The following is a 17,013-nucleotide window of genomic DNA, read 5'->3' on the forward strand; positions in this document are numbered from 1 at the left end:
CGGAAAGTCCGGCGTGAGTGGTGACGAGGAGAGGAACGGGGGAGCCTGCGTGCCGGAAGCGGAGGTCATGGCTACTGCAGTCCTTCCGCGAGCGGGCCGAGCGCGAGGACAGGGAAGTATGTGAGCGCCGTGATGATGACCGTCACGCCGACGAGCAGCCCGACGAATTGCATGCGGTGGGTCGGCAGGGTGCCGCGCGTCGCCGGAACCGTGTCCTGGGCGGAGAGTGCGCCGGCGAGGGCGAGCACGAGGACGATCGGCAGGAATCGGCCGAGGAGCATGGCCACGCCGAGCGCCGTGTTGAACCACGGTGTGTTGGCGGTCAGCCCGGCGAAGGCGGAGCCGTTGTTGTTGGCCGCCGAGGTGAAGGCGTAAAGCACCTCGGAGAGACCGTGCAGGCCGGGGTTCCAGATCGAGGTGGTCTCGACATCCGCTCGCACGGCGGGAATCGCGAAGCTCAGCGCCGTTCCGGCGAGGACGAGGGTCGGGGTGACGAGGATGTAGAGGCTCGCGATCTTGATCTCGCGCGGGCCGATCTTCTTGCCGAGGTATTCGGGAGTGCGGCCGACAAGCAGACCGGCGATGAAGACCGTGATCACGGCGAGGATGAGCATGCCGTAGAGCCCGGACCCGGTGCCGCCGGGGGCGACCTCGCCGAGCATCATGTTGAGCATCGGCATCAGCCCGCCGAGCGCCGTGAACGAGTCGTGCATGGAGTTCACCGCACCGGTCGAGGTGAGGGTCGACGCCGTCCCGAAGAGGGCGGAGCCGATAATGCCGAAGCGTTGTTCCTTGCCTTCCATGGCGCCGCCGGCCGCGAGGCGGGCCGTGCCGGCGCCGCCGAGTTCGAAGAGCGTGAGCGCGGTGAGGGAGACCACGAAGATGGCGGCCATCGCGCCGAGAATGGCGTAGCCCTGTTTTTTGTCGCCGACGATCGTGCCGAAGGTGCGGGGCAGGCTGAAGGGGATCGCGAGCATCAGAACGATCTGGAACATGCTCGTCCACGCGGTGGGGTTTTCGAACGGATGCGCCGAGTTCGCGTTGAAGAATCCGCCGCCGTTCGTGCCGAACATCTTGATCGCCTCCTGGGAGGCCACCGGCCCGCCGGGTATGGACTGGGTGGCACCCGTGATCGTCGTGACATCCGTGAAGCCGGTGAGGTTCTGGATGACACCGCCGGCGAGAAGCACGACCGCGGCGAGGATCGCCACCGGGAGCAGCAGGCGCAGCACCCCGCGGGTCAGGTCGACCCAGAAATTGCCGATCGTGCCCGTCCGGCGTTGAGCGAAGCCGCGCACCAGGGCTATCGCCACGGCGATGCCCACCGCCGCGGAGACGAAGTTCTGTACGGCCAGGCCGAGCATCTGCACCGAATAGCCCATGGTCACGTCGGGGGAGTATGACTGCCAGTTCGTGTTGGTCACGAACGAGACGGCCGTGTTGAACGACAGGCCCGACGGGATGGCCGGAAAGCCCAGGGAATAGGGCAGCACCGCCTGGGCGCGCTGGATGACGTAGACGAAGAGCACCCCCATGAGGGAGAAAGCGAGCACACTGCGCAGGTAGGACTGCCAGGTCTGCTGTGACCGGGGATTGACCCCGACCAGGCGATAGAAACCGCGCTCGATCCGATTGTCACGCGACGATTGGTAGAACGTCGCCATGTAGTCGCCGAGGGGGCGGTAGATGAGGGCGAGGACAAGCGCAAGGGTGAGCGCCTGGAGAACGGCGAACCAGAGGTCCATCAGAACCTTTCCGGCTTCACGAGGGCGAGTATGAGGTAACCCAGCGCGGCAACGGCGAGCAGCGCGCCGAGCAGGTCGAAGACGATCACAGTTTCTCGACTCCCTTGGCCACGAGGCCGATCAGGGCGAACACGGCGATCACGCCGAGAACGTAGACGATGTCAAGCACGAGGTCGGGCACGGGAGAACTCCATCCACACGGTGACCGCGCCGGTGCAGGCGCGGGTGCCCCGGGGTCGGAACCGGGGTACTCCACAGGATTACGCCGGATTCGGGGCGAGAACCGGGGTCCTCACGGTATCCATACGGCCCGCCGACGGAACCTAACGGTTTCTCTGCGCCGCCCTGCTGTGCTGCCCTGCTGCGCCGCCCTGCTGTGCTGCCCTGCCCTGCGCTGCCGCGCCTTGCCCCTGTGCCCCGCCCCGCCCTGGTGCGGTTCCCTGCGGTGAGCCGGTCGCTCGTCGCCGCGAGGGCCGTCGGTGCACGCTGGCAGAATGGACAGGGTGTACATACTGGTCGCTCGAGGTGGGAACGGGGAGTTCCTCGTCGAGGTCCTGGACAACGATGGTGTGGCGCTCGGTGCCGCCCGCACAGTGCCGGCGACGGAGTTCCCCGGTTTCGTGCTTCACGAGGAACCCCGGTCCCCGCGCTGGGTCTGGGAGGACACCGCAAGCATCTACCCCGTCCTCCTCGAGGCCGGCGTCCGCGTCGAACGCGCCCACGATCTGCGGCTCTGCCATGCGATCCTGCGCCACTCCGTGCTCACTGCCGGGAGCGACCTCGCGAGAGCGGAACCGAGCCGATGGGATGCCGCCCTCGCGGTCGTCGTGGAGACCCGCGATCCGGGGGCGACTCTTTTCGACCTGTTCGGAGAGGAGAGCGACGTCGACGCGGGCGGAGGCTTCGCGGACGCGGGCGCCGAGTTCCGGCTCCAGCTTGCGGCCGTCGCGGAGAGTGAGGAGCCGGGGCGGCTCCGCCTGCTGCTCGCCGCGGAATCCGCCGGCGCGCTCATCGCCGCCGAGATGCGCTTCGCCGGCCTGCCCTGGCGTACCGACGTTCATGACGAGCTGCTGACCAGGGTCCTCGGGCCGAGGGTCGGCCCCGGAATCCGTCCGGCGCTTCTCGAGAAACTGGTCGCACGCATCCGCCATGAACTCGAGGACCCGCTTGTCAACCCGGATTCGCCGCCCGAGCTCATCCGCGCCCTGCGGCGAGCCGGGCTCGCCGTGACCTCGACGCGGGCGTGGGAACTCAAGGAACTCGACCATCCCGTGATCGAGCCCTTGCTGGAGTACAAGAAGCTCGCCCGGCTGCTGAGCGCCAACGGCTGGTACTGGATGGACACCTGGATCGTCGACGGCCGCTTCCACCCGGAGTATCTGCCGGGCGGGGTCGTGACCGGTCGGTGGGCGACCCGCGGCGGGGGAGCGCTGCAGCTGCCCAAACAGGTGCGCGGTGCCGTTGTCGCCGACTCTGGCTGGAAGCTCGTCGTCGCGGATGCCGCCCAACTGGAACCGCGCATCCTCGCAGCGCTCTCGGGCGACACGGCCATGGCGGATGCCGGGCGCGGCAGCGACCTCTACGCCGGCATCGTCGCGAGCGGCCTCGTCGAAACCCGCGCGCACGCCAAGGTCGCCATGCTCGGTGCGATGTACGGCGCGACGACGGGGGAGAGTGGGCGGCTGCTGCCCCGGCTCGCACGAGCGTACCCGCGGGCGCTCGCGCTGACCGAGACCGCCGCGCGCGCGGGGGCGAGCGCGGCGACCAGGTCACGACCAGGCTCGGCCGATCGTCGCCGCCGCCAGGTGATGCCTGGTACGCCGCCCAGTCCCTGGCTTCCTCGGAGGGAGCCGGCGACGCTGATGAGCGCAGGGCCCGCACCCAGGCCAGGGACTGGGGCCGTTTCACCCGCAACTTCGTGGTGCAGGGGAGCGCGGCAGAGTGGGCGTTGTGCTGGATGGCTGAGATCCGGAGGGAACTCCGGAAGCTGTCCACCGAGGTTCAGGCACCCTCCGGGTCCGGGCCAGGGTCACGGTCGGGATCCGGGTCAGGATCCGGGTCTGAATCTCCTTCCGGGGGTGGCGGCGCAGTGTTCGCCGACGCCCCGCACCTGGTGTTCTTCCTCCACGACGAGGTCATCGTGCACACTCCCGAGCACCTGGCGGCCCGGGTAGTGACCATTATCGAAGATGCTGCCGCGACGGCCGGCCGACACCTGTTCGGCACGTTCCCCGTCGACTTCCTGCTGACCGTTGCCACAGTCGACAACTACGGCGACGCGAAATAGTGCCCGTCGCGGCAATAAACTCCGGCCGGTGACGGTTGCATCCAAGGTACTCAGACGACGGGATGGCGCAGGAATGGCACATCAGGTAGAACACGGCAGCGTGGCTGACGGAAGCGCGACCCAGGGCAGCGTGGATCAGAGCGGCACAGACGCCGCACTGGCAGAGCTGGCAGAATTCCGCGACGGTCGGACCCGTGCGGTCGTCGGGCCGCGAGGCAATCTCGCTCTCGTGAACAACCAGTGGATCACTGGTGATCCGGCGGTCGGCCAGCCGATTTGGGGCGTCCCCGGGCTGTGGGCGCCGCTCCCGGCCGGTGTGTCGGGCCTCTCCCTCACAGCGACAGCGAGCGACGGGATCATCGTCGACGGTGACGTGGTCGATGGTTCGGTGCTGGTCGCCGGACTCGATGCGATGCAGCCTTCGGGCATCCGCTTCAGCGAGACGCTCACGGGAACCGTGATCGCAGGCGAAGACGGCGGGTATGGCCTTCGGGTGTGGGATGCCGCCTCCGAGGGAATCCGCGACTTCGGTCGGATCGACGCGTTCCCCTTTGACCCGGAGTGGGTGGTCGAGGCGACCTTCACGCCGATCTCCGGGCGCGGCGAGGTCAGTATCGCTCACTTGCAGGACGAGGGGCGAACCCGCCAGCGTGCCCTGCCTGGCGAGATCACCTTCACCAGGGACGGCATCGACTACAACCTCGTGGCCTTCGAGGATGGGCCGAGTCTGCTCCTCGTGTTCGCCGACGCGACCAACGGGGTCAGCACGTACAGCGTCGGCAGATTCCTGCGTGTCTCACCGGAGGGCGACGGCACGATTCGCCTCGACTTCAATCGGACCTACCTGCCTCCGTGTGCGTTCAGCTACAACTTCAACTGCCCGATCGCACCTGCCCAGAACCGTCTGGCCATCCCGATCGAGGCCGGCGAGCGCATGGTCCTGGCCGCGGACGGCACGCCACTTCACGACTGAGCCGATCGCCTCACCTTTCGCCGAGGTGCTTCAGCGGCTGCGTCGTCGACCGGTCGCGTCGTCGAGCGGAAGTGTCGCCCATGGGCCGTGTCGTCGACCGGACGCTTCGTCAATAGGCTGCGTCGTCCACCAGCAGTGTCGTTCACCGGAAGTGTCGGCGGTCTGCTGCATCGTCCACCGGTAGCGTCACCGACCGGCCGTGTCGTCGACCGGCTCCGTCGTCCACCGAAAGCATCTTCCAGTCGTTGCCTGTCCGGGGCGACCGCGTCGACGTTCGACGAGGCATTCCTTTCCTTGCGCCGCCTAGAAGGGTGTCGGGTTGTCGGGGTTGTCGGGTGTGGGTTCGAGGTTCCAGACGTCGACGAACGGGACCGGCGGTTTGGGTGTGGGTGTGGGTTTCCGGGGTGGTCGCATATCGGCGGAGGGTTCGACGATGTAGCTGTACCCGGCCGGGGACGTCCACTCGATCCGGCCGTCACCGAGGTGTCTCGGTGTCCACCTCGTGTAGCTCTTGACCGCGTGGTGGTAGGGGCAGAGGTGGGCGAGGTTCATCGCGTCGGTTTCGCCGCCGTGCTGCCACTCGACACTGTGATCCACGTCAGAGCGTTTCGCGGAGCGGCGGCAGCCGGGGAAGGTGCAGGTTTCATCCCGCACCTCGAGCCATTTCTTGAGCGCGGCCGGGACCTTGTAGGTGTCGCGGCCCATCGAGAGCACGGCCCCGGTCTCGGGGTGGGTGAGCAGCCGGGTGAAGCTCGGCGCCCCGGCCGCGAGCCGCCGCGCGGTGTCGGGGTCGATGGGTCCGTATCCGGCGAGGTACCCGGGTTCCGCGCTTTTGCCGAGCAGGGTCAGGACGGGAACGGTGACGTTGACCTGCGCGGCCACCCCGGCACCGATCCCGTCCGGGGTGACGCCGCCGATCAGGACGTCGGTGAGCACGTCCGCGGCGATCTGGGTGAGGGTGCGGGTTTCCTTGGGGCCTTGCAGGGTGAGGGCCACGTCGAGGGTGCGGTGGTAGGCGGCCTGCACTTTCTCGGCGTCCCCGGTCACATACAGGGACGCCATGCCGTCGTTGAGGGCCTGGAAGACCACGTGCCGGTCCTCGACGCTTTTCTGGTGCCGGGCGGTGATGGTTTCCGGGTGGGTGCGTTCCCGCACCCGGCGGGCCCGGTCGGACAGCTTCGCCACGGTCAGCACTTCCGCGACGGGCACAAGCACGTCCTCGAACACGGCCCGTGCCCGGGCGGATGCTTCCAGGTCGCCGTCGACTTTGATACCCCAGGCCTGGTCCATGATGACTTGTGCGTGCCGGTAGCTGATCGACCCGGAGGTGAGGGCTTCCCTCGTGGCGGGGAGGTCTTCGGCGAGGGTGCGGCTGGCTTCGATCAGGGTCTCGGCCGTGCGCCGCGGGAGCCGGAGCAGCGCGCCGACCTCGCAGGTGAATTCCTCCTTCGTGGCTTCTTCCGGCGACCACAGCGGGCGCCGCCCACCCGCGCGCTCCGCGGCCTCCGCCCGAGCGCGCCCCACATCGGCCAGCACCCGCTGGGCGGTATAGATCGCGTCGGCCCGCTTCGCGGCGGCCCGATTCATTTCCCGGTCCGCGTCCCGGATCGCGTCATAGACCTCGGCCAGCGACGGCTCAACGAGACCGAGGTGCGGTGGATTCACATTCGGGTCGGGAGGGGTCCCGGGCGGGGGTTCCGCGGTGCTGTCGACCGGGCTGTCCGCAGTACTGTCCACACTGCTGTCCACCGGGCTTTCCCGGTGGGGTTCTGAGGTATTTTCAGCTGTCATGCCGGTCACTTTACGGACCACCACCGACATCCCCGCGGCATCCACCACCCCACGAACCACCTGTGGATAGCCCGGTCCTTAGGGATTTTTGTGGATAACTTCTACCCGACTGAACGCCGTGATCGAGCTACGCCGCCACGGCCGGCCGTCGGCCGCGCCGAGGTTTCTGAAGATTGAGGCCGTGTCCGAATTCCCCAGGGGCGGCGACGAGGGCGCGCTCACTGCTGTCGAGCCAGGCGAGTGCCGCGGTCGCGAGGGCGTGCCGCGCAGCCGCGCAGAGCAGGTCCTGCCCGGAACCCGGTCGGAGCTTCCCGCCGTGCACTGTGGCGAGTGCGGCGTCGTGTTCTGCGGCGGAACCCGAGGCCGTGAGGTCGGCCTGCCAGTGCGTCCGATAGCGGGCGATGATGCCGAGAACGTCCGAATCGGGGAGTGACGAGGCGAGCAGCACCCGGTCGACGAGGTCGTTCCATTCTTCGCCGACGGCACTCTCGGTCGCAGTGAGCCAGGCGGATGCTTCGCCCAGGCCGGTCGCTGTCGCCCGGTACAGGGGGAGTCCGTCGTCGGTGGTCCCTGCCGATTCCACGACACCCTGTTTCACGAGTCGTTCGAGCGTGCCGTAGACCTGGCCGGCGTTCACGTTCCGGCGACCGGCTGTTCGGGAACTGAGCTCAGCGTGAAGTTGGAATCCGTAGGCAGGACCGATCGACAGGATCACAAGCAGACAACTGCGTACCGACACCGGGCCTCCAGAAGCGAGAGATAACTATACCGAGTATAGCGAACCATGTCACCGGGAGAGACGCGCGAGCCGAGTGTCATGGCGGGAACAAATAACCCGATCCTCCTTGAATACCCACAGGCGGCTGAGGCATAATCCAAGAAGACGGGAGTGATTCCGTCGTAGCGACAAGTTCACACTCGCTCGCATCGTATTGAATCCGCAGTTCTGAGGTCGTTGGGGAAGACGCACCTCACAGAACGGAGAAATCGATGACAGCAATACCTGCGCGCCAGCCACCAACAGCGCGAGGGGTGCTTTTGGTGCATTCGTCGCCACGGGCGCTCAGCCCGCATGTGGAGTGGGCGGTCGGGCGCGCCCTCGGCGAGGCCGTGAACTTCGACTGGTCCGACCAGCCGGTGCTCAGCGGCTCGCAGCGCGCCGAATACTACTGGGAGGGCGTCCCGGGAACCGGAGCGCGCCTCGCATCCGCCCTGCTTGGTTGGGATCACCTGCGCTTCGAAGTGACCGAGGACGCCGGCTTCGGCGTCGACGGCGGGCGCTGGCTGCACACGCCGGAGCTCGGAATCTTCTTCGCCCAGACCGACACCGTCGGGAACATCGTGATCCCGGAGGACCGGATCCGTTACGCGATGGAGACCGCCGGTGCGAACGCCCTCGAACTGCATCGCGAACTGCGCCTGGCCCTCGGCCAGGCCTGGGACGACGAACTCGAGCCGTTCCGCACCGCGAGCGACTTCAATTCCGTGGTCTGGTTGCACAAGGTCGGCTGACCCGTCCGGATCGACACGAGACCGGGGCGGAAACGGGAACAGGCCCGACCCCGAAGGGCCGAGCCTGGTGCAGGGACGAACGTTCCGGCTGGATCGAGCGTGCCGACTAGACCGAGCGGAACGCAACGACGGCGTTGTGGCCGCCGAATCCGAACGAGTTGCTGATCGCGAGGAGATTGCCGCCGGGCAGGGTGCGCGGCGAGGTCACGACGTCGAGCGGAATGGCCGGGTCCTGTTCGACGAGGTTGATCGTCGGCGGGGCGGTCCGCGTCGAGAGCGCCATCACGGTGAAGAACGCCTCGATCGCACCGGCCCCACCGAGCAGGTGCCCGGTGGATGCCTTCGTCGCGGAAACGGGGATGCCCTCGAGCAGGTCGCCGAACACCCGTCGGAGCGCGTTGTACTCCGCGATGTCTCCGACCGGCGTGCTGGTCGCGTGCGCATTGATGTGGGCGACGTCGCCGAGGTCGGCGCCGGCGTTGCGGATGGCGGTGATCATGGCCCGGGCCGCCGCCGAACCCTCGGGGTCGGGAGCCGTGATGTGGTACGCGTCACTTGTGACGGCACCGCCGAGCAGTTCGGCGTAGATGTGCGCACCGCGGGCCTTGGCGTGGTCTTCGGTTTCGACGACGAGTGCAGCCGCACCTTCGCCGAGCACGAAGCCGTCGCGCGACACGTCGTACGGTCGCGAGGCGTGTCCAGGGTCATCGTTCCGCTTGGAGAGCGCCTGCATCGCCGCGAAGGACGCGATCGGCAGCGGGTGGATCGCGGCTTCCGAGCCACCGGCGATGACGACGTCGGCGCGGCCGGCCTGGAGCCGGTCATAGGCGTTGACGAGGGATTCCGTGCTGGACGCGCAAGCGGACACGACGGTCGTGATGCCGGCGCGGGCGTGCAGGTCCATGCCGATTGCCGCGGCGGGCCCGTTCGGCATCAGCATCGGGACGGTCATCGGCAGGACGCGGCGAGGACCGCGTTCGCGCAGGGTGTCCCACGCGTCGAGGAGTGTCCACACACCGCCGATACCGGTGGCCCAGTCGACAGCGAGCCGGTCGGGTTCGACACCGGGAGATCCGGCATCCGCCCAGGCCTCACGGCCGGCGATCAGCGCGAACTGGCTCGAGGGGTCGAGACGCTTGATCTCATGCCGGGCGAGGACCTCGCTGGCGGGGACCTTTGCCTGTGCGGCGAAGGTGATGGGCAGCTGGGTGCGAGCGACCCATTCCTGCTCGAGGGTGGTGGCTCCGGACTCGCCGTTCAACAGCGCAGCCCAGGTCTCGGCGGCGGTGCCTCCGAGAGGGGGAGGTCGCACCGATTCCGGTGATAACGATCTTCTTGGTCATATGCAACTCTCCGTGGTACGTCAAAACGGCGGGCGAAGCCCACAGACCAGGCCGGTCGGCAATGCCGGCCGGCCTGCTCTCGGTGGTTTTAGTCCTGGGCCTTGACGATGAAGTCGACGGCGTCGCCGACGGTCTTAAGGTTCTTGACCTCTTCGTCGGGGATCTTCACGTCGAACTTCTCTTCTGCGTTGACGACAATGGTCATCATCGAGATGGAATCGATGTCGAGGTCGTCGGTGAACGACTTACCCATCTCAACCGTGTCAGCCGCAATGCCGGTCTCATCATTGATGAGCTCAGCGAGGCCGGACAGTACTTCTTCGGTGGACAATGCCATTTTTTTCTCCTTGGGGTGTCTCGTATGACCGAGATTCAGTTTAGAGGCGGTATGGGAAAACTACGGGAGCACGACGACCTGCGCGCCGAACACCAGTCCGGCGCCGAAGCCGATCTGCAGGGCGAGACCGCCGCTGAGCTCCGGGTGTTCGGCAAGCAGGGTGTGCGTGGCGATCGGGATCGATGCCGAGGAGGTGTTTCCCGTTGTGGCGATATCGCGCGCGATGATCACGGACTCGGGAAGCTTCAAGAGCTTCGCGAACTCGTCGATGATGCGCATGTTGGCCTGGTGTGGGATGAAGGCTGCGAGATCGGCGCTCGTCACGCCCGCGGCCTCGAGGGCCTGCTTGGCGACCTTCGCCATGTCCCATACGGCCCAGCGGAAGACTGTCTGGCCCTCCTGGCGGAGGGTCGGCCATTCGGATTCGCCGCGGTGGTATTCCTGCAGAGTGTGGTTCATCTGGATCGCGCCGGCCTTGGAGCCGTCCGACCCCCAGACCGTGCTCGAGATGCCGGGGAAGTCGCTCGGGCCGATGACGACGGCGCCTGCGCCGTCGCCGAGCAGGAAGGAGATGCTGCGGTCGGTCGGGTCCACGAGGTCGGACAGCTTCTCCGCTCCGACCACGAGTGCGTAGTGCGCGACCCCGGTGCGGATGAGGGCGTCGGCCTGGGCGACCGCATAGGCGTATCCCGCACAGGCGGCGTTGATGTCGTACGCGGCGGCGGGGTTCGCGCCGACCTTGTCGGCGAGGACGGCGGCCATCGACGGCGTCTGGCGGCCGTTGCTGATGGTTGCGACGATGACCGCGTCGATCAGGGTCGGGTCGATGCCGGACTTCTCGATGGCCTCGTTGGCGGCGATCTCAGCGAGGTCGACGGCGAGCACGTCGCGGCTTGCCCGGGTGCGGCTGATGATGCCGGTGCGCTGCTGGATCCACTCGTCGGAGGAATCGATCGGACCGACCAGGTCGTCGTTGGGCACGGTCAGGTCACCGCGGGCGGCGCCGACCGACATGATGCGCGTGAACGCGGGGCCGTGCGACTGCTTGAGTGTGGGCTTGGTCATGGTCTCTTTCCGTCGGGCTTACTGCTGGTCGATCAGTGCAAACGCGGCGGGCAGATCGTCCGGGGTCTTGATCGCGACGCTGGGTACGCCTTTGAGTGCACGCTTGGCAAGGCCGACAAGGGCGCCTGCTGGCGCGACCTCGATGATTCCGGTCACGCCGGCGGCCTCGAAAGACTGCATGCACATATCCCACCGTACCGGCGAGGAGACCTGGTCGACGAGATATCCGACGAACCGCGCGCCGTCGACGACCTGACTGCCGTCCCGGTTCGTCCAGATCGGCAGGGTCGGGTTCGAGGGGGCGAGGCGTGCGGCGACCGCGGCGAGCGAGGCGACGGCAGGCTGCATATACCGGGTGTGGAATGCACCGGCAACCTGCAGGGGAATGACGCGGGACCGGGCGGGGGAGCGGCGGCGAGACGGGCGAGTGCGTCGATCGCGCCGGCGACGACGACCTGGCCGCCACCGTTGAAGTTGGCCGGTTCGAGCCCGAGTTCGGTGAGGAGGGCGAGAAGCTCGGCTTCGTCGCCGCCGAGAACCGCGCTCATTCCGGACGGTTCGAGGGCTGCGGCCTCGGCCATCGCCGCGCCGCGTTCCCGCACGAACCCGAGGGCGTCGGCATCGTTCAGGATGCCCGCCCCGGCTGCTGCGGTGATCTCGCCGACCGAGTGCCCCGCGATTCCCGCGATGCGGTCGCCGCGTCCGGCGGCGAAGAGCGTACGCATGGTGAGGATGCCGGCGGCGACGATCAGGGGTTGGGCGACGGCCGTGTCGCGGATGGTGTCGGCGTCGCTGACCGTCCCGTGGGCGACGAGGTCGAGTCCGCTCGCGGCGGACATCGCGTCGAGTCCGGCCGCAAAAGCGGGGTCTTCAAGCCAGGGGACGAGGAAACCGGGGGTTTGTGAGCCCTGTCCGGGACAGACGACAACAATCATTCCCCTAGTCTCCCAAGGTCAATTCGCCGCGGAGTGTCGATGATCGACCAAGTATCCGAAAAACGTTTGTGGGTTCCCGCAGAAACCGGCAAACGAGGGGTGTCAGCGGCGTCGGGTAGAGCCGTCGTGGTCGCTGATCGATCCGAGGATGAGCGCGGACTGCAGGATGAGTGCCTCACGGGCGCCCGTCGCGTCGTAGCCGATGACCTCGGAGACACGCTTCAGGCGGTAGCGCACGGTGTTGGGGTGCACGAAGAGCTCCCGGGCGGTCGCTTCGAGCGAGCGGCCGTTGTCGAGGTAGCACCACAGGGTGGTGAGCAGTTCGGTCGAATGCGCCTGCAGCGGCCGGTAGATGCGGTGGATGAGCGTGGCGCGGGCGAGCGGGTCGCCCGCGAGGGCGCGCTCCGGGAGCAGGTCGTCCGCCTGGACGGGGCGCGGCGCGTTCCGCCAGGACCGGGCGACCGCGAAGCCGGCCAGGGCCGCCTTCGCACTCTTGGAGGCGTCGACGAGGTTCGGTACTTCGTGTCCGAGCACGAGGTGCCCCGCGCCGAAGCTCGGCTCCAGTTGCACCGCGATCTCCATGAAGGTGAGGGCGGATGCCGTCCCGACGGTGTCCTCGGCGTCCGCCGAGGCGGGGTGCGCGCGACCGATCACGAGAACGAGCCGGTTGCCCTGCACCCCGATCAGCACATCCGCCGCCATATGCCGCGCAGAGCGGCGCAGCTGGTCGACGTCGAGCATCTTCGGGGTGGTACCGACGAGCACGCAGACCTCGCCGTGGCCGTGCCAGCCGAGTGCCGCGATCCGGCTCGGCAGTTCGTCGTCATACTCGCCGCTGAGGATCGAGTCGACCACGAGGGCCTCGAGTCGCACGTCCCAGAGCCCGCGTGCCTCTGCGGCGCGCGCGTAGACATCCGCCGCCCCGAAGGCGATCTCGCGGGAGTAGAGCAGGATCGCCTCGCGGAGGATCTCGCCGCCGTCCTTGACGCGTTCCTCGACGACCTCGACGGAGACCCGGATGAGCTGGAGGGTCTGTTGCAGGCTCACCGAGCGCAACAGCTCCCTCGGGGCGGCACCGAAGACGTCAGCCGCGATCCACGGGGTGGATTTCGGGTCGTCGAACCATGCGATGAAGGAGGTGATGCCCGCCTGGGCGACCAGCCCGACCGAGGAACGCCGTCCTGGCGGCATATCGCCGTACCAGGGCAGCGTGTCCTCGAGTCGTTTCAGGGTCGCTGTGGACAGCTCCCCTGAGATGGTGCGCAACCAGGCGAGCGTCTGTTCCTTCGTCTTCGGTGCCGGGGCCACAGTCGGGTTAGCTCTCGCCCCCGGCGGAGCCCGTCGTACCAGCGGTCACGTCGTGCAGCTGGTACTTCTCGATGGCCTGGCCGACGACCGCCTTGTCGATCTCGCCGCGGCGGGCGAGCATCTCGAGGGTGCGCACGACCATGGACGGTCCGTCGATCTTGAAGAACCGGCGGGCCGCAGGGCGGGTGTCCGAGAACCCGAAGCCGTCGGCTCCGAGGGTGGCGAAATCGCCGGGGATGAACTGGCGGATCTGGTCGGGCACGGCGTGCATGAAGTCGCTGACCGCGATGAACGGGCCGGCCGCTCCCGCGAGCTTCTTCGTGACGTACGGCACCTGCGGGCCCTGGTCGGGGTTGAGGAAATTGTGCTCCTCGACCCGCATGCCGTCCCTGCGCAGTTCGGCCCACGAGGTGACGGACCAGACATCGGCCGAGACACCCCAGTCGGAGGCAAGCAGGGCCTGCGCCTCGAGCGCCCACGGCACCGCGACGCCGGAGGCCAGGAGCTGGGCCTTCGGTCCGGTGACCTGTGAGTGGTTGATCCGGTGGATGCCGTGGACGATGCCGTCGACGTCCACCTCGTCCGGCTCGGCCGGCTGCACGGCCGGCTCGTTGTACACGGTGATGTAGTACATGACGTTCGGGTCGTCGTGCAGGCCGCCGTACATCCGCTCGAGACCGGAACGCACGATGTGCGCGATCTCGTACCCGTACGCCGGGTCGTAGGACACGACGGCGGGGTTCGTGGATGCGAGGAGCGGCGAGTGGCCGTCGGCGTGCTGCAGTCCTTCACCGGTCAGGGTCGTGCGACCGGCGGTGGCTCCGATCATGAACCCGCGGGCCATCTGGTCCCCGGCGGCCCACATGGCGTCGCCGGTGCGCTGGAACCCGAACATCGAGTAGAAGACGTAGATCGGGATGAGCGGCTCGCCCTGGGTGGCGTATGTGGTTCCGACGTTCGTGAACGCGGCCATCGCGCCGGCCTCGTTGATGCCGACGTGCAGGATCTGGCCCTGCGGGCTCTCCTTGTACGCGAGCAGCTGGGCGTGGTCGACGGACGTGTACTGCTGGCCGTTCGGGTTGTAGATCTTGGCGTTCGGGAAGAACGCGTCGATGCCGAAGGTGCGGGCCTCGTCCGGGATGATCGGGACGATGCGGTTGCCGAAGTCCTTGGCGCGCAAGAGTTCCTTGAGCAGGCGGACGAACGCCATCGTCGTGGCGATCTCCTGGGTGCCGGAGCCCTTCAGGGTCGGCGCGTACGTCGAGTCCTGCGGCAGGTTGACCTGGGTGTACTTGCTGCGGCGTTCCGGCACGTAGCCGCCGAGGGCGCGGCGGCGTTCGTGCAGGTACTGGATCGCCTCGTCGTTCTCGTCCGGACGGTAGTACGGCGGGAGGTAGGGGTTCTCCTCGAGCTGGGCATCCGTGATCGGCATGTGGGTGCTGTCACGGAAGGTCTTCAGGTTCTCGAGGGTGAACTTCTTCATCTGGTGGGTCGCGTTGCGACCCTCGAAGCTCGGGCCGAGGGCGTAGCCCTTGACGGTCTTCGCGAGGATGACGGTCGGCTGTCCCTTGTGCTCCGATGCGGCTTTGAACGCGGCGTAGACCTTGCGGTAGTCGTGACCGCCGCGCTTGAGGTTCCAGATCTCGTCGTCGGTGTAGCCCTCGACGAGCTTGAGGGCGCGCGGGTCGCGGCCGAAGAAGTTCTCACGCACGTAGGCGCCGCTCTCGGCCTTGTACGTCTGGTAGTCGCCGTCGGGGGTGACGTTCATGAGGTTGAGCAGGGCTCCGTCGACGTCGCGGGAGAGGAGATCGTCCCACTCGCGGCCCCAGACGACCTTGATGACGTTCCAGCCGGCACCGCGGAAGAAGCTCTCGAGCTCCTGGATGATCTTCCCGTTTCCGCGGACCGGTCCGTCCAGGCGCTGCAGGTTGCAGTTGATGATGAAGTTGAGGTTGTCGAGGCCCTCGTTGGCTGCGACCTGGAGCTGGCCGCGGCTTTCGACCTCGTCCATCTCGCCGTCGCCGAGGAACGCCCAGACCTGCTGGTCGCTCGCGTCCTTGATCCCGCGGTTGGTGAGGTAGCGGTTGGTCTGCGCCTGATAGATGGCGTTGATCGGGCCGAGGCCCATCGACACCGTCGGGAACTGCCAGAACTCCGGCATCAGGCGCGGGTGCGGGTAGGAGGACAGTCCCTGCGGCGCGTGCGACTTCTCCTGGCGGAAGCCGTCGAGCTGGTTCGCGCTCAGGCGACCCTCGAGGAACGCACGGGCATAGGTGCCGGGGAGGCGTGGCCCTGGATGAAGATCTGGTCTCCGCCGCCCGGGTGATCCTGACCGCGGAAGAAGTGGTTGAAGCCGACCTCGTAGAGGGCGGCGGATGAGGCGTAGGTCGAGATGTGTCCGCCGACGGAGATCCCGGGTCGCTGGGCGCGGTGCACGAGCACTGCTGCGTTCCAGCGGATCCAGGCGCGGTAGCGGCGCTCGATGTCTTCGTCGCCGGGGAAGTCCGGCTCGTTGCCGGCCGCGATCGTGTTGATGTAGTCCGTGGTGGGCACCATGGGGACGCCCAGGTGCAGTTCCTTGGATCGTTTGAGCAGGCTCAGCATGATCTCACGGCCGCGTTCGTGTCCCTGGGCGGCCACGAGTGCGTCCAGAGATTCGGACCACTCTTTCGTCTCTTCCGGATCCGCATCCGTGCTGTTCACCGAGTATGGGTCCTGGTCGTTGACAGTCACAGTCGACCTCTCTCTATCGGGCAGGTCGTGTGATACGCGACCGTGCCTGGTTAGGCGTGCCGCAAATCGGTCCCTGTGGACCGCTGGCACCACGCCAGCCTACAGATTCCAGCTGTGCGCCGTGCACGCGCGGCCCCTTCGGGAACAACGCTGTCAGCGAAAGAATTGTCTAGGTTTCCCCCTGCCCGGGGCTAGGCTGTTCCGGCGCTTGCCACTGGTGGTTGACGCAGGAAAGGACGCACTATGGCTCTGGAGAACGACACCCAGGCACCCGACTTCGAATTGGTCAACCAGTACGGCGAGCACATCCAGCTGAGCCAGTACCGCGGCGACAAGTCGGTGGCGCTGGTCTTCTTCCCTCTCGCGTTCTCGGGAATCTGCAGTGGAGAGTTGTGCACCCTGCGCGACAACCTGAGCCTGTTCGAGAACAGCGGCGTCGAACTCCTCGGCATCTCTGTGGACTCCCGCCATGCCCTGCGAGCGTGGGGTGAGCAGGAGAACTACGGATTCAACCTCCTCGCCGACTTCTGGCCGCACGGGGCCGTCGCCAAGGAATACGGCGTCTTCCTCGAGGAAAAGGGCTTCTCGAACCGCGCGACCTTCCTGATCGACCCGAACGGCATCATCCGTGCGAGCTTCATCACGGCCCCCGGCGAGGCGCGTTCACTCGACGCCTACCGCGCGGCGATCGGCGAACTCCAGCCCGCGTGACCCGCCTGCCGGTCGCACCGGTATAGTGGTGTCGGTTCACCCTCGGCGGTCGTCGAATCGCAGGGGCCTTTAGCTCAGTTGGTAGAGCGCCACGTTTACACCGTGGATGTCATCGGTTCGAGCCCGGTAGGGCCCACCAGTAAGTGCACAGGGCGTGATTCAGTTCATAAGCGTGCGTGAAAGTAGTATCCCGGGTGACACCGGATTTGGCGGTACACGTTAAGCTGAGATGATTCGGCGAGTCCTGCCGGGACTCCCGTGTGAACCGGTCGC

The 17,013-nt window shown here is 67.3% G+C and carries 10 protein-coding genes, 1 tRNA gene and 4 pseudogenes; 5 read left to right on the forward strand and 10 right to left on the reverse strand.

Annotated features, from left to right (window positions below; all coding sequences use genetic code 11):
* Positions 1-71: 71 nt before the first annotated feature.
* A complete protein-coding gene (gene kdpA, locus KIV56_RS01645; RefSeq protein WP_281534918.1) occupies positions 72-1,745 on the reverse strand; it encodes a potassium-transporting ATPase subunit KdpA in 1,674 nt (557 codons plus the stop codon).
* Positions 1,745-1,834 carry a potassium-transporting ATPase subunit F gene (locus KIV56_RS01650; RefSeq protein ID WP_281534919.1) on the reverse strand — a complete coding sequence of 30 codons (90 nt, stop codon included), beginning with the start codon at positions 1,832-1,834 and terminating at the stop codon, positions 1,745-1,747. Before KIV56_RS01650 ends, kdpA begins: the two co-directional genes overlap by 1 nt.
* 405 nt (positions 1,835-2,239) lie before the next feature.
* Here KIV56_RS01650 and KIV56_RS01655 point away from each other — a divergent pair.
* Positions 2,240-4,032 (forward strand): annotated as a pseudogene (locus KIV56_RS01655) (bifunctional 3'-5' exonuclease/DNA polymerase).
* Positions 4,033-4,132: 100 nt separating this feature from the next.
* The gene (locus tag KIV56_RS01660) at positions 4,133-5,005 is read left to right on the forward strand and encodes a DUF1684 domain-containing protein (RefSeq protein ID WP_281534920.1); all 873 of its coding nucleotides are present in this window, start codon (positions 4,133-4,135) and stop codon (positions 5,003-5,005) included.
* Positions 5,006-5,308: 303 nt separating this feature from the next.
* Here KIV56_RS01660 and KIV56_RS01665 read toward each other — a convergent pair whose 3' ends face one another.
* Together KIV56_RS01665 and KIV56_RS01670 are read right to left on the reverse strand one after the other, a co-directional pair.
* The gene (locus tag KIV56_RS01665) at positions 5,309-6,670 is read right to left on the reverse strand and encodes an HNH endonuclease signature motif containing protein (protein ID WP_281534921.1); all 1,362 of its coding nucleotides are present in this window, start codon (positions 6,668-6,670) and stop codon (positions 5,309-5,311) included.
* Positions 6,671-6,923: 253 nt separating this feature from the next.
* Positions 6,924-7,535 (reverse strand): PadR family transcriptional regulator, encoded by a 612-nt coding sequence (locus KIV56_RS01670; protein WP_348648451.1) that lies wholly within the window; start codon positions 7,533-7,535, stop codon positions 6,924-6,926.
* A gap of 251 nt (positions 7,536-7,786) precedes the next feature.
* On the opposite strand from KIV56_RS01670, the gene KIV56_RS01675 reads away from it, so the two are divergent.
* Entirely contained in the window at positions 7,787-8,308 is a 522-nt protein-coding gene (locus KIV56_RS01675; RefSeq protein WP_281534922.1) for a DUF3145 domain-containing protein, read from the forward strand.
* Positions 8,309-8,414: 106 nt separating this feature from the next.
* Here the strand turns inward: KIV56_RS01675 and KIV56_RS01680 are convergent.
* From KIV56_RS01680 to aceE, 6 genes and pseudogenes are all read right to left on the reverse strand, one after another.
* Positions 8,415-9,651, reverse strand: a pseudogene (locus KIV56_RS01680) (beta-ketoacyl-[acyl-carrier-protein] synthase family protein).
* Positions 9,652-9,739: 88 nt separating this feature from the next.
* Positions 9,740-9,988: an acyl carrier protein gene (locus KIV56_RS01685; protein WP_134446473.1), complete on the reverse strand. Its 249-nt coding sequence runs from the start codon at positions 9,986-9,988 to the stop codon at positions 9,740-9,742.
* 60 nt (positions 9,989-10,048) lie between these two features.
* Positions 10,049-11,053, reverse strand: a complete 1,005-nt coding sequence (locus tag KIV56_RS01690) for a beta-ketoacyl-ACP synthase III (RefSeq protein ID WP_281534923.1) — start codon at positions 11,051-11,053, stop codon at positions 10,049-10,051.
* A gap of 18 nt (positions 11,054-11,071) precedes the next feature.
* Positions 11,072-11,988: pseudogene (locus KIV56_RS01695) on the reverse strand (ACP S-malonyltransferase).
* A 102-nt stretch (positions 11,989-12,090) separates the two neighbouring features.
* Complete coding sequence (locus tag KIV56_RS01700) at positions 12,091-13,296, reverse strand: PucR family transcriptional regulator (RefSeq protein WP_134531774.1); 1,206 nt, start codon at positions 13,294-13,296, stop codon at positions 12,091-12,093.
* Between the two features lie 7 nt (positions 13,297-13,303).
* Positions 13,304-16,029: pseudogene (gene aceE / locus KIV56_RS01705) on the reverse strand (pyruvate dehydrogenase (acetyl-transferring), homodimeric type).
* A gap of 243 nt (positions 16,030-16,272) precedes the next feature.
* Here aceE and KIV56_RS01710 point away from each other — a divergent pair.
* A complete protein-coding gene (locus KIV56_RS01710) occupies positions 16,273-16,740 on the forward strand; it encodes a peroxiredoxin (protein ID WP_281534924.1) in 468 nt (155 codons plus the stop codon).
* Between the two features lie 63 nt (positions 16,741-16,803).
* Positions 16,804-16,879, forward strand: a tRNA-Val gene (locus KIV56_RS01715).
* The last annotated feature ends 134 nt before the right edge of the window (positions 16,880-17,013 follow it).

Origin of the sequence: Cryobacterium breve, assembly GCF_027594785.1 — a bacterium.
GTDB classification, from domain to species: Bacteria; Actinomycetota; Actinomycetes; order Actinomycetales; family Microbacteriaceae; genus Cryobacterium; species Cryobacterium breve_A.

Coding starts and splice junctions, on each gene's coding strand:
- kdpA (WP_281534918.1), bottom strand. CDS start 1,745: ATGGACCTCTGGTTCGCCGTTCTCCAGGCGCTCACCCTTGCGCTTGTC.
- KIV56_RS01675 (WP_281534922.1), top strand. CDS start 7,787: ATGACAGCAATACCTGCGCGCCAGCCACCAACAGCGCGAGGGGTGCTT.
- KIV56_RS01685 (WP_134446473.1), bottom strand. CDS start 9,988: ATGGCATTGTCCACCGAAGAAGTACTGTCCGGCCTCGCTGAGCTCATC.
- KIV56_RS01690 (WP_281534923.1), bottom strand. CDS start 11,053: ATGACCAAGCCCACACTCAAGCAGTCGCACGGCCCCGCGTTCACGCGC.
- KIV56_RS01710 (WP_281534924.1), top strand. CDS start 16,273: ATGGCTCTGGAGAACGACACCCAGGCACCCGACTTCGAATTGGTCAAC.